This window comes from Phyllobacterium sp. 1468, from assembly GCF_031455525.1.
Lineage (GTDB): Bacteria > Pseudomonadota > Alphaproteobacteria > Rhizobiales > Rhizobiaceae > Phyllobacterium.
Window position 1 is genome coordinate 39,501 of the sequence record NZ_JAVDSX010000013.1, and the last position, 21,658, is coordinate 61,158.

General features: G+C 54.8%; 19 protein-coding genes. 12 read left to right on the forward strand and 7 right to left on the reverse strand.

All coding sequences use genetic code 11. The features are described from left to right. Window positions 1-32: 32 nt before the first annotated feature. The 7 genes from J2X72_RS23820 to J2X72_RS23850 all read left to right on the forward strand — a co-directional run bounded on the left by J2X72_RS23820 (window position 33) and on the right by J2X72_RS23850 (window position 4,872). Window positions 33-239 (forward strand): hypothetical protein, encoded by a 207-nt coding sequence (locus J2X72_RS23820; RefSeq protein WP_210005189.1) that lies wholly within the window; start codon window positions 33-35, stop codon window positions 237-239. Between the two features lie 125 nt (window positions 240-364). Then, window positions 365-910: an HdeD family acid-resistance protein gene (locus J2X72_RS23825; RefSeq protein WP_210005190.1), complete on the forward strand. Its 546-nt coding sequence runs from the start codon at window positions 365-367 to the stop codon at window positions 908-910. Next, the gene (locus J2X72_RS23830) at window positions 876-1,412 is read left to right on the forward strand and encodes a DsbA family protein (RefSeq protein WP_210005192.1); all 537 of its coding nucleotides are present in this window, start codon (window positions 876-878) and stop codon (window positions 1,410-1,412) included. Before J2X72_RS23825 ends, J2X72_RS23830 begins: the two co-directional genes overlap by 35 nt. Before the next feature lie 103 nt (window positions 1,413-1,515). Next, the gene (locus tag J2X72_RS23835; protein ID WP_310076062.1) at window positions 1,516-1,971 is read left to right on the forward strand and encodes a PRC-barrel domain-containing protein; all 456 of its coding nucleotides are present in this window, start codon (window positions 1,516-1,518) and stop codon (window positions 1,969-1,971) included. 700 nt (window positions 1,972-2,671) lie between these two features. After that, window positions 2,672-3,181 carry a hypothetical protein gene (locus tag J2X72_RS23840; RefSeq protein WP_210005195.1) on the forward strand — a complete coding sequence of 170 codons (510 nt, stop codon included), beginning with the start codon at window positions 2,672-2,674 and terminating at the stop codon, window positions 3,179-3,181. Window positions 3,182-3,211: 30 nt separating this feature from the next. Then, window positions 3,212-4,129: a hypothetical protein gene (locus J2X72_RS23845; protein WP_310076063.1), complete on the forward strand. Its 918-nt coding sequence runs from the start codon at window positions 3,212-3,214 to the stop codon at window positions 4,127-4,129. A 65-nt stretch (window positions 4,130-4,194) separates the two neighbouring features. After that, window positions 4,195-4,872 carry a TauD/TfdA family dioxygenase gene (locus tag J2X72_RS23850; RefSeq protein ID WP_310076066.1) on the forward strand — a complete coding sequence of 226 codons (678 nt, stop codon included), beginning with the start codon at window positions 4,195-4,197 and terminating at the stop codon, window positions 4,870-4,872. 18 nt (window positions 4,873-4,890) lie between these two features. Here the strand turns inward: J2X72_RS23850 and J2X72_RS23855 are convergent, their stop codons facing one another. From J2X72_RS23855 to J2X72_RS23865, 3 genes are all read right to left on the reverse strand, one after another. Beyond that, on the reverse strand, window positions 4,891-5,652 hold the full coding sequence (locus J2X72_RS23855) for a DUF6065 family protein (RefSeq protein WP_310076069.1): 762 nt from the start codon (window positions 5,650-5,652) through the stop codon (window positions 4,891-4,893). Between the two features lie 59 nt (window positions 5,653-5,711). After that, a complete protein-coding gene (locus J2X72_RS23860) occupies window positions 5,712-6,230 on the reverse strand; it encodes a hypothetical protein (RefSeq protein WP_210005202.1) in 519 nt (172 codons plus the stop codon). A gap of 500 nt (window positions 6,231-6,730) precedes the next feature. Beyond that, window positions 6,731-7,264 (reverse strand): hypothetical protein, encoded by a 534-nt coding sequence (locus J2X72_RS23865; RefSeq protein WP_210005204.1) that lies wholly within the window; start codon window positions 7,262-7,264, stop codon window positions 6,731-6,733. On the opposite strand from J2X72_RS23865, the gene J2X72_RS23870 reads away from it, so the two are divergent. Together J2X72_RS23870 and J2X72_RS23875 are read left to right on the forward strand one after the other, a co-directional pair. Then, window positions 7,263-7,661: a hypothetical protein gene (locus J2X72_RS23870; protein ID WP_210005206.1), complete on the forward strand. Its 399-nt coding sequence runs from the start codon at window positions 7,263-7,265 to the stop codon at window positions 7,659-7,661. The genes J2X72_RS23865 and J2X72_RS23870 overlap by 2 nt on opposite strands. Window positions 7,662-8,512: 851 nt before the next feature. Further along, complete coding sequence (locus tag J2X72_RS23875; protein WP_210005208.1) at window positions 8,513-8,839, forward strand: hypothetical protein; 327 nt, start codon at window positions 8,513-8,515, stop codon at window positions 8,837-8,839. Between the two features lie 236 nt (window positions 8,840-9,075). Here the strand turns inward: J2X72_RS23875 and J2X72_RS23880 are convergent, their stop codons facing one another. Continuing rightward, window positions 9,076-9,849, reverse strand: coding sequence for an alpha/beta fold hydrolase (locus tag J2X72_RS23880; RefSeq protein ID WP_210005210.1), 774 nt, complete (start codon window positions 9,847-9,849; stop codon window positions 9,076-9,078). Between the two features lie 498 nt (window positions 9,850-10,347). Here J2X72_RS23880 and J2X72_RS23885 point away from each other — a divergent pair, with 498 nt between their 5' ends. Further along, window positions 10,348-10,578 (forward strand): hypothetical protein, encoded by a 231-nt coding sequence (locus J2X72_RS23885; RefSeq protein ID WP_210005217.1) that lies wholly within the window; start codon window positions 10,348-10,350, stop codon window positions 10,576-10,578. Between the two features lie 555 nt (window positions 10,579-11,133). Here the strand turns inward: J2X72_RS23885 and J2X72_RS23890 are convergent. The 3 genes from J2X72_RS23890 to J2X72_RS23900 all read right to left on the reverse strand — a co-directional run bounded on the left by J2X72_RS23890 (window position 11,134) and on the right by J2X72_RS23900 (window position 16,750). Then, on the reverse strand, window positions 11,134-11,400 hold the full coding sequence (locus J2X72_RS23890; protein WP_210005218.1) for a hypothetical protein: 267 nt from the start codon (window positions 11,398-11,400) through the stop codon (window positions 11,134-11,136). A 932-nt stretch (window positions 11,401-12,332) separates the two neighbouring features. Further along, window positions 12,333-13,580 (reverse strand): efflux RND transporter periplasmic adaptor subunit, encoded by a 1,248-nt coding sequence (locus J2X72_RS23895; RefSeq protein ID WP_210005219.1) that lies wholly within the window; start codon window positions 13,578-13,580, stop codon window positions 12,333-12,335. Further along, window positions 13,577-16,750, reverse strand: a complete 3,174-nt coding sequence (locus J2X72_RS23900) for an efflux RND transporter permease subunit (RefSeq protein WP_310076162.1) — start codon at window positions 16,748-16,750, stop codon at window positions 13,577-13,579. The genes J2X72_RS23895 and J2X72_RS23900 overlap by 4 nt, the downstream gene beginning before the upstream one ends. A gap of 556 nt (window positions 16,751-17,306) precedes the next feature. On the opposite strand from J2X72_RS23900, the gene J2X72_RS23905 reads away from it, so the two are divergent. After that, a complete protein-coding gene (locus J2X72_RS23905; protein ID WP_310076079.1) occupies window positions 17,307-18,479 on the forward strand; it encodes an efflux RND transporter periplasmic adaptor subunit in 1,173 nt (390 codons plus the stop codon). Next, window positions 18,479-21,595 (forward strand): multidrug efflux RND transporter permease subunit, encoded by a 3,117-nt coding sequence (locus tag J2X72_RS23910; protein WP_310076082.1) that lies wholly within the window; start codon window positions 18,479-18,481, stop codon window positions 21,593-21,595. Before J2X72_RS23905 ends, J2X72_RS23910 begins: the two co-directional genes overlap by 1 nt. Window positions 21,596-21,658 lie beyond the last annotated feature (63 nt).

Below are 21,658 nucleotides of genomic sequence, written 5' to 3' on the forward strand. Positions count from 1 at the left end.
TTGCGAGCGAGCAGCAGACGGCAATTCCCTGCGTGGCCAGTTCGGCCGATGAACGGGATATCGCGGCTCTTGTTAAGGCCGGCGCGAAAGTCGTCTTCCCCGAAAATCTTGCGGCCGGTCTTGCGCTTGCTGACCAATCGCTTCTGCTGTGTGGTCTCACCCAGGAAGAGGAAGGGCGCATCATTACAACCCTTCGTGCCGAGCTCAATCCAGAACTTCAGGAACGGGTCGGCATCTGATGACGTGCTGTGCTTGAAACGCCGCGATCTTGCCGTCGTTGACAATCGTCAAGGCTATAGCTTCCACTCGCCACTACAGTGGGCAGTGCAGTTAGCAAAAAGCGTACAGACCGACGAGGTGGCCCATGACCTGGTTCCAGTCCTACAATCCAGACCTCGAGTGCGCACGAAATGCGATGCTTGCAGACAATTGGTGGATCGTTGCGCTGCGGGGTGTATTGGCGATCCTATTTGGCATCGCCGCCTTCGTTGTACCCGTTGCGACAATGCTCGCGTTTGTAATCGTCTTTGCCGCGTATAGCTTCGTCGATGGTATCTTCAGTATCGTGCTGTCAGTGCGAGGCGCCCGCAGGGGCGAACGCTGGGGCTTGCTACTGCTCAATGGCCTGTTCGGGATCGCGATTGGCGTCGCAGCGGCGCTCCTTCCAGGCATTACGGTATTGGCCTTCGTCCTCATGGTTGCGGCTTGGGCGCTCATCTCCGGCGGTTTGATGCTCGGCGCCGCCCTTGGTCTCAGAACCAGCCACGGACGCTGGCTGCTCATCTTCGGCGCAATGTGTTCGCCGATCGCGATCAATCCAGGCGCAGACGGTATCCTTGATGCGCTTGAAGCGCTTCCTTCGTTGGAGAAGAAACATGGCAAAGCTAAGAGTACCCGTAACGTCGCTTGACCACATGCTGGGTGACGACAAGGCAATAGTTACGATCGTCGAATATGGCGATTACGAGTGTCCGCATTGTGCTGCGGCGCAGCCAATCCTCGCGCAGATCCTGGTGCACTTTGGGAGCCAGCTTTGCCTTGTCTACCGGCATTTCCCCATGGTCGAGGTCCATCCGCATGCTGGCGCGGCGGCGGAGGCGGCGGAATTCGCCGGCACCCACGGAGTCTTCTGGCAAATGCACCAAGCCATCTTTGCCAATCAACACCGATTGAGCATACCGCTTCTCATTTCGCTTGCCGCGAGCCTCAAGCTTTCGCCGATAGAGCTGCGTGACGCGCTCGCATCGGATAGGTTTGCGGCGAAGATCCGAGGAGATTTCATTGGCGGTGTGAGAAGCGGTGTTAACGGAACGCCGACGTTCTTCGTGAATGGCATACGCCACGACAGCCCCTATGGCGTGGCAACGCTGTCGTCGGCGATCGATCAGGCATTCCTTGCTGCGGCCGCTTGATCGACGTCCCGGGAAGTGACGATCGTCAAGGCGAGGGGGCGGGACCGAGACCAATATGTCAATACGCATCGCAAACCGGTGCTTTGCCACAAGGAGATTTGCCATGCTGTTCCTCGACATTGCCCCGTATCCAAACTGCCCAGTACTACCGCGGCCGTCCCCACATCCCGTAAGCCGCCGCGGTCTGTCAATTGCCATGCTGTCAATCGCCGTGCTGTTTGCGTCCGCAGCACCCCAGACCTTGGCGCAGGCCGCGGTTGCGCTTATCGAAGTCAATGTTAAAGAGGTGGCCCAGGGTTTTCAAACTTCGGAACTGGTCGGAACAGCAATCCAGAACGATAAGGACGAGAAAATTGGTACCCTCGACGATCTCGTCATCACAAAGGATCGGAGCCTCTTTGCAATTCTGCAGGTTGGTGGCTTCCTGGGGCTCGGCGGCTATTTGGTCGCTATCCCCTATGAGAGCCTGAACGTCAGTGAAGACGGGCGCAAGATCACTCTTGCGGGAGCCTCCAAAGAGGCACTGCAAAAGCTGCCCGAGTTTAAATTCAACAAATAGCATTGCTGACGCACCGCCATCGGTCAACAGCCCCATCAACCTCGAAACATTTCGACCGATGGCGCTGTCGATTGATGAATCGCGTAGAACAGCGCGTCCATTGAAAGCGGGGTCGCAGAACGTGAAACCCGCCCTTGACTGATCTATTTAGGATGGCTATCGGGCGTCGGTGCAGAACACGTCCGGCCACTCATGAATCGGCTTGATGCAGCCGTCCTGACTTTGCCCGACGGATTTACTGGACCGCGCGCTTGCTCCCATTATCGATAGGTCGCCACGTCTCAAAAAGATGGAGAAGATCAAAAATAACTGGACGGTATGGTGCGTGATTACACCGAATGGGCAAGGCAAAGACCTTGACTAATAATCGCCACAGGCTGATAATGAAGTATTAAATCGTAGTACTTACTTAAGATTGCATGCATTTTTTTGGCATTGGGGATTTGACAGGGTCTCCTCAAACTTGATCCTGACAAGCGCAGTATTCATGCAACTCGGTGGGTCAGACATGAACCGACAGACGTTGATTTGGACAATACTGATTGGGGCGTTGGCCGGAGCGGTTGATGTTGCTCACTCGCAGGAGTTACCAAAGCCGCCAACGGGAACGCGTCTTTTGGAATTCACTGGTCCTGAACAAGGTTGGCCGCCCACTGTGAGCGGTGCAACCAATATAGAAATTCTTCCGACTGACGAAGTTGTGACCTTACTTACCCCAGCCGCCACGATGCGGCTTGGCGAGCTGGCGGCCAGCGCTCCGGCGGTGCGCCGCGCTCTGGGTGATCGGTTTGCATTTATTGAGGCTAGTCTTGTCGAAGAAGATAAGAGAACCGATGATCGCCCTGCCGAAAGACGGCTCGCGAACGCGACTTTCTACAGCTATTCGCGCAATGTGGCTGTACGCGCATTGTTGCGCGAGGGAGAGGTCATCGAGGTCTCCGACGTCGAAGGATATCAGCCTCCGGAAAGCCCAGACGAGATCGAGCGGGCAGTTGCATTAGCCCGCGGAGAACCACAGTTGCGCGAAGCGGCAAGTAAACTCGAGGGACGTGCATTGTTGACCGAACCGGACGAAGGCCAGCCAGGCGCGGGCCATCGGGTGCTTTACGTCAGCTTCATGGCTCCCGGCACGGGTTTGGCAGAAATGTTTGCCTTGGTCGACCTAACGGACAATCGCGTTTTGGAAGCGGGGCGCGTCGCCGGCGGTTAGTTTCAAATAAGAGTCAGTGGGGAGGGGAGCATGTCAGACTGGGGTAGAGCGGTTCGTGCACTCGTCACAGTCATTTGGTTTGGGCTTTTAACTGCATCTGCGGTCGCGCAATCCGGCCAGGTAAACTGGGGTCCTTGGCAATTTCGTTGGGAAGTCGCTGACAATGCTGGCGTCGGTCTGAGGGATGTCCGCTTCGACGGTAGAACTATCCTTTATCGCGCGAATATGCCGGTTATCCGAGTCAAATACGATGGTGATAAGTGCGGGCCATATGCGGACCGGATTACATGGTCAAATCTTGTCACCGACAACGCATGCCACAACGGTCAAAAGATTTGCCAGCGCACGTTCAATTGGGGAGGCCGTGAGTGGCTTGAGGTGTCAGGCCGAGCTTTTATCGGCTCCTATGATATCGTGCAGGCATGGTATCTCACGCGTGATGGCGAGATGCAGCCGCGCCTTTTTAGTCGGGGTCTGCAGTGCCAGGTCAATCATGTTCATCACGCCTACTGGCAGCTTGATTTCGACATGGATGGATCGCCTATCGATCAAGCCTTCCTGCATTTGTCGAGCTTTCCCGATTTGGGCTACGGACCAGGGTGGTTTCGTTACTCAAATGAATTCGATAGTCGAAGAAACCCGGATGTACACCCATCTTGGTTTGTGTGGGACGAGCAAACGCACCTCGGAGCGTTTATCCAACCAAGCAGCGATGATGGCCCACGTGATGCCTTCTCCAATATCAACGCCGCAATACGCCGCTATCACGGTAGTGAGGTTGGACCATGGCCGTTTGGTGCAAGCGGTGAATTAAGGTTCAACAACGGGGAGAACGTAGTCTCGCAGGATAATGTGATTTGGTACGCAGGTCACCTTTCCCACCACGCATCCGAGGGACCAAACCAGTATCATGCGGTAGGCCCGATCGTCAGAATTTCGAGACCCTGACCATAATATCCGGGGAGGGCCAAAATCTCCAATCCGCGCGTCGCCCAATAATAGAGGTCGTTTCTATGAACGTTACAATGCCGGACGGCGTTGCGAATGTCGCGGTTGCGGATCTGGATAGGATCGGCATGGTACAGGCTTCGTTTGAATCTCTGGAAGACTTTCTCCGCGCTTGTAGGGAAGTAGGTCAAATCTTGTCGATCGATGATGTTGCGTTGGTCGACGGAAGCCGTCGGCATGTCAGCAGTCCGTACTCCATTCCCTTCCATACCGATGGTCCGGCAGCAGATGTTGTGGCATGGTTCTGCATTCGGCAAGACGAGGATGACGGCGAATCTCTTCTAATGGATGCGATCCCTGCACTGCGGTCCCTTGGTCCAGAAGTTCGAGGTCAACTTGGCTCGGTGAACATTCCTTATTTTGACCATTCGACGCCAGGCAGGCCAAGTGGGTACTGTGCCGTGCTGAGAGGCGACGGAGAGCGGAATTGGCGCATCAACTATGCTCCCTGGCTGCTACCGGACATGACTGACGCCCAGAAAGAGGCAATTGCGGTCTTTGACGCTGCTCTGGCGAAACTAGTCCCATCAAGAATCCGGCTGGAACCGAACCAATCTATTTTCATCGACAATTGGAGGGTACTTCACGCTAGAGGCATCCTGAAAGCTGACAGCCAGCGACATTTAAAGCGTGTCTGGTTACGTGCGGGGCGAAACGACCAAGACAGGATCGTTCCTGCCTGATTGAGCTGCTCTCGTTGATCAAGGCCTTTTGTCTTCAAACGGTCTAAGCGGCAATGCGCCCTCGTGCCGAGGCGCTTTTTCTCCGGTGGCCGTTTGCCCTCGCAAATAATCTCTTCTCCATCTTGCTGAGGCGGCCGGTGTTCCCGGTACGAGACGCTCGACGTTCCAACTCTTCCGCGCTCTGGCCCAATCGTGATGTTGGACGTCGAGTTCCTCGTTCTGATTGAGCAGACGAAGTGCCGGCTCCACGCGGTTGAGATAGTTGCTGGGCATAGGATGGATCAGACAGAATGGCTCGTCCTTCTCAAAGCGCACCATGTGACCTGGACGCGTAAATCGATAGTTCATCGTAAACGTGTAAGGGAGCCAATCTGTCTCTATAAGCCCTTCGAGCGGGGAAAGGCCGTCCTTCGCTTCGTTGATCGGCCCCTTTACCCACAGATTGTGACCTGGCGAAGTTCGAAAGACATAGCCGGTATCAAATGTGAGAATACCGTGTCCAAAGTGGCTAAGGGGAGCCCATGGATTGGGCGATTGCATATCGATACGCAAAGAGTCGCGACCTGTTCCACCGTCCCACGAAGCCGAAAACTCCACGGGGCACAATAGTTCCCATCCAGAAACATTGGCTGCCACGACTGGTAAGCAAAGGTACGCAAAGTGCTCATAGGTCCCGGTCATCCAGGACCGGCGGGTGGTTGCCGGCCGGATCGTAGGCGCATTGGCCACCACCTGATAGGCAGTCAATTCCGTGTCGTGGTCTACCTGATCGGTTTTCATCAAAGCCCAAACTCCGGATACAACAGCCCCGAACGATAATGATATTGTTTAGCTTTGCGTCAGCGATTTGGCTCAAGGTCTTGAGGAATTGCGGGTGGTGGAGGGTAGCACGGTCTCATGAGTTCACTTCCCCAAACGGCTTGATCCAACGGGCCATAATATTTGAACAGCGTTGCATTGGTCAGTTCGGCCCTTTCCGTCGCTCTGTTCGAAACCTCCGTCTGATTTAGTTCTTCCTGGTTGGGCGTGTGGTCCAGATAGGCGCCATAAATATTGTCGCATAACCGGCGGTAGCGGGGAGTATTGAGAATTACTTCGTGCCAAAATTCATCGACGCGGATGACGGGCGCAAAGGGAAATTTAGACTTAGGCACCAACAACGGTAGCGACAAGAAGCGCTTTAATTCCCTCTCAAGCAGTTCGATATGTTCTTTCTCATGAGGGTTTCGCGACAGGAAAGACGCGCGCTCGACGCTAAAATCTGCCGAGGCCAATTCCTCCAGCTTTCTCAATGTTTCATCCGGCAAGGTTTTCTGGTGATCGGGAAGCAGGCCCATGGGCCTTTTTTCTCCACGCATGGCGGTTCTCCTCTCGTCGTTCGATTTACAGCAACTATTCAGGTTATGATGGCCTAATCGGTCCCTTGACCTGCTACAGACACCGATGCAGGTGGTTGAGGGACACCGGGAACTCAGAGATCGACTTTCCTTTAGTCGCGACGGTTATGGTCAAAGAGGTCAGCGAAGGATCTTATGGGAGATCGGCTCAAGCCCACCTGAGTCCGAACACGGAAAACTTATCAAAGCTTCCTGGTCCAACCAACGCCACCACCATATTCTCTTGCGATCCGCAAATCAATTTGAGGACCTGCAATCGATTGAGTGCGCTCGTTCGTCGGAGCAACTTTTTGCAGGCTATCGTCTAGCACCAAGGTATGGCGCACGGCTACCGGTGTGAGCTCGAAAGCTTCCTCGCCGCCGCCCAGTTGATCGAGGCCTCGCGTGCCAAGGGCCCCAAGCGCCACCCAACGCCATCCAACCGGGATCCAGATTAGATCCGCGACCTGACATAAAATAGCCTAGATTCCGTCAATTTTCCTGTAGGTATCCAGTTCCGGGTCAAGGTCGACTTCGACGACATTTGTGAAAACTCCGGTGGCCACCATAATGCCGGCAAAGGCTACCAGGTTTACGAGCGTCGCTTCATCGTAACGGGCCGTGAGCCTCCCCCAGATTTCATCAGGAACTGCATTCGAATTGGCAACAATGGCCCTGCCGAACTCCATGAGAACGCGCTCTTCCGCGTCCGGTTCAAATTTGTCCGGCTCAATTCCAGACTGGATCAACGCGCGTCGAAAAAATGTCGTTGGTATAAGGGCGTCACTTGCCTCCGATATAGCCAGCGAGAACAGCCAGATTGTTCTGTCAGACAGGGTCGGACGCAATAGATCGCGAAGGGTGAACCACTCGGCATAAACGCGATGCGCAACGGGCGAATGAAGCAAGACCCGCTTCATGTTGGTCATTCGTCCACGAAGTCTAAGCTCTTCGTCGTGCTCTGCCCGTATTTCAGGGGACGCATCATCATAGCTGATTTGCGATATTCGGCTCATGCGCGTTCTTGGTGTTGGTGTTGGTGTTACATCGATTAGTTACAACTCGGCCTCAACCTGCCCGGGTATATGCCAACAAGCACGTTCATATCAAATTGCATTTTCCAGCCCTGAACGAATTTGGAATGAGCTTGCTCTGCAAAGACGACTAAGTGGTCGAGTATTGGCCAATGCACGGTTCATGGGGCAAAACATCCTGGGCGACATCAACAAGCATTTCCCGAAGGTTCAGCTTCGCATCAACCGGCACAGCTTTCAGCTAAGGGACGCCAGCGGTCGGGCAAGTAGTGAATTCGTGCCGATTGAGAATGTCGCACTGGCCGTCTTCTTCTCCACATCCTTCGTCCCTTCGCCTTTGCTCATGGGATTACCCATCGCCCGTTTGGGGGAGATTTAGCAAAGTTTCGGACGCGGAAATTCCGAACAAGGCGCGAAACCACGCAGGAAATCCATCTACAAAGAAGCGCCAAACGCGAGGCAGGTTTCGCTCACAGGCCGGACCCCACTTGCGCAATGATTAGCGCTGCAGCCACGCCTGCGCCGACGCCGGCAATAAAGATGCCCAACTTTATCCATAGTTGTGTTCTATTCCGCCATTCGATGTCATCCTTTATTCCCCCCGCCTGCTTTTTTGGGCCCACGCCGGCGAGAACCCCGGTCGGCGACCCAAGCAATGTCTGGGCCTCGGCCGGCCCACGGCTCCAGCGAGCTGCAAGAATTCCTAAGATGACCGAACGGTCCGCCTAGGACGCAGTGAAGGATATCGGGCTTCATTCTCTATAATTGCTGGTACGTCGCTCACTTTACCCCCCGGCTGTGGCTCATATTCATCGCAAAAAATTGTATTTGGCTTTTTTCGATTGTTCCGATCAGTCGTTATTTCCGCGAGAAGGGATCAGCTTTCCATCTTGATCGTTGACCGCTATTGCTAAGCAAGTATTTTACTTCCGGCACGACCAACAAATCAATGTTAGTCGAACGTATAACTCAATCAAACGACCGCATTATTCAGCCGTACGTTGGTATGATGGAGCATCCAGCCCGGTCGCGCTACTTTGCACCATGTCCGATTCCGTCAGCGCTTTTCTCTATTCAACTAGTCGGAGGATCAAGATTTTGATCGGTCTCATAAAAGTACAGAATGCTGTTGAGGCATGTGCCCCTGAAGCCCAACACGCTTCATACGGGGCGAAACCCATATCCCGAGGATGGACAGGCGTCTTTGCAATCTTTTGTGGTGTCCAGGCAATGTTCGCGTTGGGGCTTGCTGCCGCCGCACACGCAGGTCCCTGCACCGAAAAGATCGAAGCCGTTCAGATGCAGGTCGACGCTGTACTGGAAGCGACGGCCGGCGCTGGCCCTACGCTCCCTGAGAGCCAATCTGCCGGTCTACATCACGAGCCCACACCCGAGTCAATCGCACGTGCGGAGGATCAAGCCGGTGAAGGAGCGAACGGCGAACGAGCTTTGGCTGCACTCGCACGTGCGCGCGCGGCTGACAGGGCTGGTGATGCAAAACTTTGCGATATAGCACTACTCGACGTGCGGCGCGAAATTAGCCACCAAGAGCAGTGACGATGGCCGTCGCTGCAATCTCGAACATCCAATGAATGTGAGACGTGGAGCGAATTGCACCGGGCGTCAACGTTTTCTTACCGGTCCAGGTTGGGCCATAAGCAAGCTTGCTTGCCAGTTCATTCAAAGCACGATCCAATCTTTGGCTCGTGCGACACCGCCGTCGGCACGAGAGTGGACGAGGACTGCATTGAGCACCAACGTGATCATCGTCCCTATCCACTCACGCTTTGGTGTCAGCTGCGTCCAGTTGCTTCAAGGATCAGTTTCGCAATCTCGTCGGGTTTTGAGATCAACGACAAATGGCTCGCCTTCACTTCAATCGTCTTGGCTCCCATGCGTTTAGCCATGAAACGCTCCAAGTCCGGATTTATCGTGCGATCTTCCGTTGAGACAGCGTAGAAGCTCGGCTTGGACCGCCACGCCGCTTGAGTAGTCCGGCCAGTCAGGAGAGCTTTCTGGAATGGCTGCTGCACTGCATAAAGCACGCGGGATCTTGCTTCAGGCAGGTCGCCGGCAAAATCGTGCAGGAACGCAGCCTCGGTCAAGCGCCCTTCATCACCATTGAAAACGATGCCGGCTGTAGCTGGGGGTGTCGGGAAGTTCTTTGCGAGCGCAGGATAATCCTCGCCAGCGTCCGGTGCCCTCGCGGCAACATAGACGAGTGCTGAAACGTTAGGATGCGCACCTGCCTCTGTGACGATCATTCCGGCAAACGAGTGTCCCACCAGGACCGTCGGGCCATCCTGGAGTGCCAGCACCCGCTCGGCCGCTGCCACGGCTTCAGGTAACGTCGTCAAGGGATTCTGAACGGCCGTGGCGTTGAGCCCGGCGGCCTGAAGGCGAGCAATCACCTCCGTCCAACATGATCCATCTGCAAACAAACCATGGACGAGGACGACGTTGCGAGCTAACACCGGTGATGTCTCCGCGGCCGGGCTACGGGAGGAGATCAATGATGCCGCGCCAGCGGCGAGGGCCGCCGAAAATACCCGCCTGTTCATAGTCATGTAATGGCACTCCAGGGTTGTCAATCTGAACGTCTCGGTAATTATCGTGTGAGAAGATCATTATCGATTATACATGGGTATAGTCGATACATTGTTGGCGGGGAGCAGCTCCATAGCGAAACCCGCTACCCTTTTCCGCCACTGGAGGTTTCATCGATCTTTCGTTTAAGCAAAATATGCCAACGTATACTTACGTCTCGGGCAGGCTGAAGTTAGTCTTCAAACTGCACCTGTCACAAACCCTGACGGGGCTGGTAGTTCCCCGGCTACCATACTTCAACGTTTTCCGCCCGTTGAAGTGCGGCCATCAAGCGCCCGCAAAAGACCGTCCGAGCCCCTCCCGGACGGTCTTTTGTCTCATAGCCCACAGCTTTACCGCCCAACTTCCCACATCATTGGAGGCGTCCGATACCAGTCAGAGCATGATTATACCAATGTATAATCATGTGCATCCGAAGAATAATTTCATTCTCGAAAGGCCGATGTAACATAGCAACTATGAAAAACCTTTTTACCCACACAATAGCTGCCGTCGTCATCTCCGCGGCGCTTTCCGCAGGTTTCGTGCCCGGTCATGGGATCTCTGGCTCGTTCACCTCTGATCGAACACGGCACATGGACAAGGCGTCTGGACACGGCAGCAAGTACTATCGAACCGATAATCGTAAGGTCTTCCCGCAGTGGGAGAACAATATTTGGGAGGATCAGGTCTGGAACGGGCTTGGTTAATACGAGCCCGCGCGTCCGCCACCTCGTCAACCTGCCACTGAGCGGCCAACTTCCACATTCTTGACCACCGTTTCGGCTTCATAGCGGGGCTTGCCGGACCAGATTGCCGCAAAGGAGTTCCCAGGCCTTATCCACGTCCGCTATAAAAAGTTCGGGCAGAACGGCTTCAAGGGCGTCGATATTGGCGACATCGACATTGCCAGAGCTGTATTATTTGCGTTGATCAACTTTAACGTTTTTGGCACCTTGTCGGGGAGAGCCACATCAAGCCTCTTAGCATGATCGACTCCCCGCACGCCACCTCCTTTGAGCCTGTCGATAGCAGCCTTGAGACCCGTGGGCAGCAACGCTGAAACCGGCCTGCTGCCCCTTTCTTGTTGGGCCGCCTCCCATATCCCGAAATTTTTTTCCAGCCAGCATGATCCGGGCGCAGGGAAGGCGGCTCGTTGCTAACCGACATGGCGGGGAACCCGGCAGCGGGGCATTGCGATGGAATTGAAATCGCCCCCGGGCATACCGGGGGCGATTTCGCACCTATCTGGTGCGATACTTCACTTAATTCAGGTGAAACATAGAATGCGTATCCATGCGGCTTCCGAAGAGGTAGGACGGGCTGGTGGTGTCGCCCTCATACGACTCGTCATGGAGCCCTATACGGTTGACATTCTCGCGAGCATTGCCAACGGATCTCCCCTCATGGGAGGCCCGCGATCCGCCCGAGTCGTGGGAGCCGTGCGAACCGCCCGAAGAGGCATAAGCGCCAGCGAACGGCGTGGAGATCAAGAGGGCGGCGATTGCAGTTCTGAAGATAAAAGAGCGCATTTTGGCGTCTCCTAAGTATTGAGGGCAACTTGGCGCCCTCCTTTTATCGGACCGTCCAGTTCCGTCGCGTCACGCTGGATATATAACCCCACCGCCGGCGGTTCTCGGTTTCCAAGTCCATAATATAGAGTATAATCAAATAATCAAATTAACAAAAAATAATATTAATGATACATATTTTGCCACAATGAGTCTATCAAAAAACTTTTTTGACAAATGTAACCAGTTATCGTGATTAAAGTATTGCGATATAAATACACGTAACGTTAAAAAGAAAATTCATCGCCAACTTATGTATGGCGCATTTCATCGTAAAATTACTGTGATCGTACTGTGAGAGAGATCGTCGGCTCAACATTGACCCGTGAGACAAACATAGTTTGCAGAGCAGGGTTCGACATGAAATGCTCCCTCAGTTCCACAACGACGCGAATATCGGCCCCGTTCGTGTCGCCAGAAAAGCTGTCGCCACCTCGTTGCATGACTTGACACGTAAGCCCAGGAGATACCACCGTCGTCGCGCCCGGCGACCCGGCTTCGACTTTGCCGATGACACTGCTTCATCGGTATTCCCATGATCGACTGACTAAAATGCCGGCCAACGGTGACCCATCGTGAATGAGCGTCGCAGTGGCTCGCGAAACTGCCAATGTGTTTCCTGCTCGATCTTCTTCGCACTCATACACTTGCACCCCTTTGTCATGAACACTCGCAACAACCGTCAATCGATCTGTGTCAAAGCCTGCCGAAACTTCAGCTGCAGGAGCGGCGGAGTGAAAAGCAAGACGGCAGCCGTCATGATTACAAATGATCAGAGTGTGTGGAAGCACTGGACGAGGCAGCGTCAGATTTGAGCTGAGGTCGGGCCAAACCGCTTTCCTTGAGCATCTTCATTCTTTGTCGCAATTATCGTCGAGCGGGCGGACTCCCGATCAAGCTGGTGCGACGGTTTCGGTGTTTACGCGGACTTTACTACCTTCCACCAGTTGCACTGGCGGGTTACGAATGACCTGGTCACCTTGCCTGAGGCCATCCGTAACTTCGATGGTCGTTCCCAGATCTCTTGCCACAGATACTTTTCTTATGTGAACAATGCCATCCTCAACGACGGCCACCTGCAATCCGTTTGCGTTGAAGATGAGGGCGTCAGCGGGCACCGACAGGCTTGGCGTCTTGCGCGGAATCTGGAGCTGGACGGTGCAGTAGATTCCTGGCGTGAGGAGACCGTCTGGATTGGGCACGTCGATTTCAGCCAGCAAAGTGCGGGTCCCCGGCTGCAATGAATCGGCTATCCGCGTTACCGTCCCGGAAAAAATACGGCCCGGGGTCTCGGGAACCTCGATACTGGCCTTGTCACCGGGGCCAACCCCGAATGCTTCGTCCTGTGGCACGAAGACTTGCGTACGGATCACGTCTCCCTGCATGATGGCGAACATGAAGGTGCCGCTGGTCGTGTCGGCCTGCACAAGGCTACCCTTGTCAATGTTACGCTGGGTAATGATGCCATCAAAGGGCGCGACAACCTGCTGATAGAGTTGTTGCTGACTCAGCACCTCAAGTTGATCTTGCTGAGCCTTCACATTTGCCTGAGCGACACCCACCGTCGCCTGTTGCGCTTTTAAAGTCTGCACATCAATGGTACCCTGCTGCTGCGTAATCCAGCCTTTGGCGACCAGCGGTTTATCGCGATCCCACGTGACCTGTGCGAGGTCAAAATTAGCCTGCGCCTGTTTCAAAGCGGCCTGGAGTTGCCCCAAGGTAGCTTGGGCTTCCAGGATTTGGTCATCGAGTTCCGGCACGGCAATCTTGGCGAGCAATTGGCCTTTCTTTACATGATCTCCGATATCAACTTCACGTTGTTCGACATAGCCACTGGCTCGTGCAAAGATTTCGACGTCGTCGAAGGCTGCGGTGGTTGCCGGGAGACTAACGGTTACAGTGTCTGTACTCGGCTTTATCTCGGCGACGTGCACAGATGGCACGAAATCGCGGAGCTGAACGGCGGTGGCCATAACCTCCTCGGCCCGTGAATGATATCCCCACGCACCAAAACAGAGTAACGCGACAAGCCCGAGCAGCGTGCCAAGCCCAATAAGCCAGCCTCCCCACCTGCGCGACACTTGCGGTTGTGGATTATAGATATGCTCGATGCGCCGATCTGACGGTTCTAAGGGTTTCATGCTGGTTCCTCGTTGAATACGCCGTGGGCCGCCTTGCCGTCCTGTCCTCCGCGAAGCATCGCAAACAGGTACGGGACGAAGAGGAGTGTCGTAGGAGTCGCGAACAGCAGGCCGCCGATGACAGCGCGAGCCAAAGCGGCATTCTGTTCCTCGCCGGCGCCCCCTATGGCCATTGGGATCATGCCGACAATCATCGCTGCTGCAGTCATTAGTACGGGCCTGATGCGCGTATGACCGGCGTCGATCGCTGCCTGGAACGCTGGCTTGCCCGTTAATTGCTGCTCTCTGGCGAACGTGACCAGCAAGATCGAATTAGCGGACGCGACGCCTACGGCCATGATCGCTCCCATAAGAGAGGGCACGTTAAGGGTTGTTCCCGTGACAAAGAGCATGACGAGGATGCCGCACAAGGTTGCTGGCAACGCCAGGATGACGACGAACGGATCACCGAAATTCTGGTAGTTTACGACCATCAACATGTAAACGAACACCGCCGCGAACAGGAGACCGATACCAAGATCCCAGAAAGCCTCGTTCATACTCTCGATCTGGCCGGCGACTTGAATGGAGTTGCCGGGAGAAAGCTGCTTTTGCATATCCGTCACTATCGCGTTGATCTGGTTGGAAACGTTCCCGAGATCTCGGCCCTGAACGCTTGCGAAGACTTCATAGAGAGGCTGGATATTCGCCTGGTTACTGTTGGTTGCGATGCTGCTCCGCTTGAATGTTGCGACATTGCTCAGCAGTCCTGGTATCTGAGCGCCGGCCGTGGATATGGTTGAGGACACAGGAGTATTGCCGAGGTCGTTAAGTGAACTGATTTTTGGTTCAGGTGTCTGAACAGCCAGATAGTACGGAATACCGGTGGTTGGGTCAGTCCAGAAATTGGGCGAGACCTGTTCCGAGGAACTCAGGCTAACATTGATGTTCGTGGCGATGGTGTCTGCATTGAGGCCGAGTTGCGCTGCGCGCGTGCGATCGATCGTAGTGTCGAACGCAGGCGCGTTAACTTCCTGTTGGAGGTGGGCGTCCACGACGCCCGGAATGGCTGCGATACGCCGCTGGATCTCCGTTGCCACCCTCAGGTTTGTGGGACGATCGTATCCGACGGTGCGCACATCGATTTGTGCGGGGAGACCAAAATTGAGAATCTGTGTGACGATGTCGGCCGACTGAAAATAAAACAGAACATCGGGAAACGCTTCCGGCAAGGCTGATCGCAATTTACGCACGTAGTCAGCCGTAGGTGCGTGGCCCGGCTTGAGGGCAACAAGGATAACGCCATCGTTGACGCCGATCGTCGAGCCGTCGGTGAATGCCAGGTTATATGCTCGGGCGGGGAGCCCGATATTGTCGACGACAAGCTGGCGGTCGCTGTCGGGAACGATCTCGCGAATCTTGTCCTCGACTTGCTGGAATATGCGCTCTGTCGTCTCAATCCGTGTTCCGGCGGGCGCACGGACATGAAGTTGGATTTGGCCTCCATCGATCGCAGGATAGAAGTCCCGACCGACGAAGATGAGCAATGTGGTTCCAAGGGCAAGAACCAGGACGGCGACGACGGGCATGATCAACCGACGTGTAAGCAGCAACGTCAACAGCCCGACATAGCGGAAACGCATCGCCTCGAACCCGTGCTCGAACCTGGTATGAAAGCGGGAGAACCAATTTTTCGACGTGCCATGCCGCTCGCCCTTGAGCAACAGGCCAATTGTGATCGGGGTGAGGGTCCTCGAAAGGGCATAGGAGGCCAGCATGGCGAACACGACTGCCATGCCAAGCGGCGTGAACAAATATTTGGCCGGTCCCTCAAGGAAAACCACGGACGTGAACACACAGCTGATGGCCAAGGTCGACACCAGCGTCGGCACAGCAATGCCTGCCGCTCCGTGCAGCGTCGCCTGCGCCAGCGATTGTCCTTCTTCAGTGAGCAACCGGTGTGTATTCTCTATCGTCACCGTAGAATCGTCGACAAGGATGCCCACGGCCAGTGCGAGGCCGCCAAGCGTCATGGTGTTGAGCGTCTCTCCAAGGAAATACAGCGCAACGACGGATGACAGGATCGCAAGCGGTATGGTTATCATGACGACCAACGTCGATCGCCACGATCCCAGAAACAGCAGGATCATCAGCGCAGTGAGGGCTGCCGCGATGGCGCCTTCGCGAAGCACGCCCGCGATGGATTGCTTGACGAATACCGACTGATCGAAAATCTCTTTGATTTCCATACCGGGAGGCGCGGACGCGCGTGCCGTAACCAATGCTCGCCGCACAGCATTGACCACTTCCAAAGTTGAAGCATTGCCATTCTTGATGACACTGAGAAGGACCGAACGACGCCCGTCCTGACGAACGACGTTTTGCTGAACGAGCCAGCCATCATGAACCTGACCAACATCTTTTACGAAAACCGTAGCCCCATTGACCACTTTGACCGGAATGTCGTTGAGTTCATCGATCGTCGCCGGCGTCGCGTTCGTGCGCACGACATATTGGGTATCGCCGATCTTGGCAGTGCCTGAAGGTAGGGTCAAATTCTGCGTGTTGACTGCGTTGACGACGTCGAGTGGGGTGAGACCCTTGGCAAGCAGCTTTGACGGGTCCAGGTCGACCATGATTTGCCGGTATTTCCCGCCAGCGGGGGTTGGCAATGTGATGCCGGGGATTGGCGCCAACTGCTGGCGAATGCGATAGATGCCATAGTCGTACAGCTGCTGCTCATTAAGTGTATCGGAACTCAGGCTGATCTGCAGGACCGGCACGCTGGAGGCATTGAACTGCACCACGAGCGGCGCCTGGATTCCTGCTGGCAAAAGCGCGCGGATGGCGTTTGTCGCCGACACAATCTGTGCAATTGCGAGATCGAGATTCACGTCCTGCTGAAAGTATATCTTCTGTATCGACAGCCCGCCTAGCGTCTGCGCTTCGATATTCTTGATGCCATTGACGTTGGAGCTGATTGCATACTGACTATAGGTGGTAACACGCTGCTCCATCTCAGGTGTGCTGAGACCACCATAGCTCCAGATTACCGATACAACCGGAATGTTGATTTCCGGAAAGATATCCGTTCGCATCTCGTAACTTGCGACGCCGCCCAGAAAAAGTATCAAGGCGGCTAAAACGTACAATGTATGCGGAAACCGCAGCGCGAACCGAACTATACCCATATCTTGTACGAAACCACTGTTGTGCAGGAAGAATGAGGGCGGAAGAGTTCCGCCCATCGGCAATTTGTCCGGCCCGAGCGGTTCTGTCCGCAAGAGACGTAGTCAAGACGGCAACTGGCAAATGCAACAAGAATGCTGAGTCTGTCGACGAATAAAGCTCCGGTAGACATCGCTAAGACTCTTTGGCGCATTGGCACTATGTTTTAGGTTAGCGAGGCAAGGAAAGATGCTCCATCATACAGGTGTGGGCGGGAATAATGCGCTTGTCTGATAGACTCATACTTTGGTTTGGGTGTCCGCAATCCAGATTGACTGTTATTATCGACGGAACGGAAAGGCGTAAGCTTTGGGCTGTTTTTCGGCAAAATTGGTGCCGGCAACCCGCCCTAAGCGTGGCAATACTTGTCAAAGATCGATCAAAAAACTCGTGCAGAGCCTGGCACGTACCCCACCTACCGAAGGGCCCAGGATGATGAGGACGGCCACCGAAGCCTATTGCCATATTTCCTCGAACAATTAGCGCGTCAATACCATGCACGTCGACTTGGAGCACAGAATGCAAAGTTCACTTCGATATAACGTCAGCATAGTCTTTGGCGCAATCGTGCTGGGCGCTGCCGGAGTCTTCTGGCTCGCCGGTAACGAGAAAACGGTCGCCAAAGGTCAGGCCGCCCCAGCCCCTGTACCGGTTGAAGCATCAGCAGCGATGCAAAGTGATGTACCCGTCTATCTGAGTGGTCTGGGCACAGTTCAGGCTTTCAACACCGTCACCATGAAGGCCAAGGTTGACGGCGAGTTGCAGCAGGTTCTCTTCACGGAGGGGCAGAAGGTCAAGAAAGGCGATCTTTTGGCCGTGATAGACCCCCGCCCGTTTCAGGCCGCCCTTGATCAAGCTTCGGCAAAAATGGTGCAGGACCAGACCAATCTCAACAATGACGAGATTATTCTGCAAAGGGATAAAAAGCTCACCGCCCAGCAGTTCACGACTGTGGAGACCACGCAGACACAGCAAAGCACCGTTGCCCAACTGCAAGCGCAAATTGAACAAGACGCCGCAGCCAAGACTTCCGCTGCGGTATCGCTGTCCTATACGCAAATGACTGCGCCCGTCGATGGACGCACAGGTATCAGGCTGGTTGATCAGGGCAACTATGTCCATGCGACCGATACAACCGGGATTGTTGTCATTACGCAAACGCAGCCGATTTCGGTCGTGTCGACACTGCCTGAAGATGATCTGGAGGCAGTGCGTGCAGCGCAGGAAGCCGGTCCTGTTACCGTGACGGCTTTCACGCGCGATGGGAGCACAAACCTAGGTACGGGAACGCTCTCGGTCATTGATAATGAAATAGACCAGACCAGTGGCACGATGCGCTTGAAATCGACGTTTCCCAATATCGACGAGAAGCTTTGGCCTGGGCAATTCGTCGACGTCCGGCTACAACAAAAAATCGTTCATCACGCAATTACAGTGCCTTCGGCGGCAATCGAGAGGGGTCAGAACGGTTTCTTCGTCTACGTCGTGAAACCAGACAATACGGTGGAGGTTCGGCCAATCGCACCCGGACAGATAGCGAATGGTCATGCAGTGATCGAGAGCGGACTGGCAGCGGGCGAGCGCGTTATCACTTCGGGGCAATATCGTCTGGATGCAGGCGCAAGAATTTCAATACAGGACACACCAGGCCAGACCCCCACGCCGGGTGATGGTGAGATGGAGCGCGGCTGATGTCGAATTGGTTTATCCAGCGACCGATAGCAACATCGCTGCTCATGCTGGCTATCCTCGCAATCGGCCTGGTGACCTATCCTTTGCTGCCCGTAGCGCCGTTGCCCCAGGTGGACTTTCCAACCATCCAGGTCTCCACACAGCTGCCAGGAGCAAGTCCGCAAACAATGGCGTCTTCGGTTACCCAGCCGTTGGAGCGGCAGTTCGGTGAAATTTCTGGCGTTACACAGATGACGTCCGTGAGCACACTCGGCAGCAGCTCGATCACCCTGCAGTTCGAACTGGACCGCAATATTGATGGTGCGGCGCAAGATGTGCAAACAGCGATCAACGCCGCCGGTGGCCAGTTACCAAGCAACCTCCCATCTCCCCCGACCTACCGCAAAGTGAATCCAGCAGATCCGCCCATACTTGTACTTGCCCTTACGTCCGATACACTGCCCTTGACGCAGATCGATGATTTTGCCGAAAATGTCCTTGTCCAGCATATCAGCCAGGTCTCCGGCGTCGCCCAGGTTTCAGTCTTTGGTCAGCAAAAGCCAGCCGTTCGCGTGCAAGTCGATCCGCGCAAGATAGCTGACCTAGGTCTGTCACTGGAGGATGTTCGCTCAGCAATCATCGCCACGACGACGGATGCACCAAAAGGTAGCATCCAGGGTGCTTTGCGAACCTTTACGCTCTACGATAATGACCAGCTCCTGGCCGCTGGTCCGTGGAATAACGCCATCATTGCCTACCGGAACGGCGCTCCGATAAGGATAAGCGACATCGGCCAGGCTATCGATGCGCCGGAAAACACGCAGATTGCGGCATGGGCGGATGGCAAGCCGGCTATCCTGCTGCCAATTTCCAAACTCCCTGGCGCGAATGTTCTTGAGACTGTCGGCCAGATCAAAGCATTGCTGCCGCAGCTGCAGGCAATAGCGCCGCATGCGCTTCACATATCGAGTTTGAGCGATCGGACCACGACCATCCAAGCGTCTGTCCTCGACGTGAAATTCACCCTGTTGCTCACGATCGCGCTGGTGATCATGGTGATATTCATTTTTCTGCGCAACGTCTGGGCGACGGCAATTCCCGGTGTCACTGTCCCGCTCGCGCTGGTAGGGACTTTCGCGCTGATGTACGTACTGGGGTTCAGTCTGGACAACCTTTCTCTGATGGGGTTGAGCATTGCAGTCGGTTTCGTGGTCGACGATGCGATCGTCATGCTGGAGAACATTCAGCGTCACATGGAAGCGGGTAAATCGTCATTGCAGGCTGCCATCGACGGCTCCAAAGAGATTGGTTTTACCATTATTTCGATAAGCCTCTCACTTGTGGCAGTCTTCATTCCCATCCTGTTTTTAGGCGGAATCGTTGGTCGGCTTTTTCACGAATTTGCCATAACCGTAACTGTGACGATTGCAGTTTCCGCACTTGTCTCGCTGACCCTTACGCCGATGTTATGCGCTCTCTTCCTGCGGGCAGAACACAAAGCAAAACATGGCAGGCTCTTCCTGGCTTCGGAAAGAGCCTTCGAAGCACTGCTGAACGGCTACCGCGTTACGCTCGATATCGCCTTGCACCACCATCGCATAACTTTTGGCATTTTCGTGCTAACGCTCGTTGCCACTGGTTACCTTTTTATCGGTATCCCAAAGGGCTTTTTCCCGATTCAGGACACTGGCTTGATCACAGGCATTCTGCAAGGTGCACAGGACACGTCGTTTACCGACATGGCGCGCCATCAGGTAGAGGTCGGGAAGGTAGTCGCCAGCGATCCCGCAGTCAGTACGGTGGGGATGGCCGTCGGCGGCGGATCCGGTAATACACTCAATACAGGGCGCATGTTTATCACTCTCAAGCCACGCGATCAGCGAGATGCGACGGCAAGCCAGATCATTGGTCGCCTGCGCCCAAAATTGGCACAGGTTGAAGGGGTGAAGCTGTTCCTTCAACCGGCTCAGGATATCAATGTTGGCGGTCGAAGTTCAGCGACCCAGTTTCAATATACGCTACAGGATGGTGATGCAAACGAGCTGAATAGTTGGGCGACGAAGCTTTTGGCAAAATTGACCTCCTTGCCTGAGCTTACGGATGTTGCGACCGATCAGCAATCCAATGGAACAACCGTCACTCTCGACATTGATCGGGATCAAGCGGCTCGCTTTGGGATCACGCCGCAAAGTATCGATGACACGCTCGACGATGCTTTTGGCCAACGGCAAGTCACCCAATATTTCACCGACCTAAACAGTTATCACGTGATATTGGAATTGTCTCCTAAGGCTCAGAGCTCACCACAGGCAATTAACCAGCTCTACATCAAATCGCCACTGACCGGCGCGCAAGTTCCGCTCAACGCGCTTGTAAAAGAGACGACGCAGCCGACCACAGTTCTTGCGATCAACCACCAGAGCCAGTTCCCGTCGGTGACGTTATCGTTCAACCTTGCTCCGGGCGTCGCTTTGAGCCAGGCAGTTTCGGCCATCGACCAAGCCGAAACTGTCCTGGGAGTGCCTCCGACACTCATTGCTACTTTCCAAGGCAATGCGCAAGCGTACCAGTCGTCCTTAACCAGCGAACCTTTGCTCGTGTTGGCCGCGTTGGGCGTGATCTACATCATTCTAGGCGTGCTTTATGAAAGCTACGTGCATCCGCTGACCATCCTGTCAACTCTACCATCCGCAGGTCTCGGCGCTCTCATCATGCTGTGGAGCTTTGGCTTCGACTTCACGGTTATCGCCCTGATCGGCGTCATTCTTCTAATCGGTATTGTTAAGAAAAACGGCATCATGATCGTTGATTTCGCTATTGCCGCGGAACGCGAGCATGGCTTGCGACCGGAGGAAGCAATCCGGCAGGCGTGCCTGCTACGCTTCCGGCCAATCATGATGACTACGATGGCTGCAATTCTTGGCGGCATTCCTCTGATGATAGGACATGGAACGGGTTCCGAGCTGCGCCAGCCCCTCGGATACGCTATGGTCGGAGGACTCATACTGAGCCAGGCAATGACGCTCTATACGACACCGGTTGTCTACCTCTACCTCGACAGATTGAGCCTCTGGATCTCGCGGCGCAACAGAAAATCCCTTCCCGTGGCTGTTCCTACGAGTGAACCGGCCGAATGACAAACCCGTTATGAGTTGAGGGATGGGCTTCTCGGCGCCGCTCGTTTGAACTGTCAACGGCAC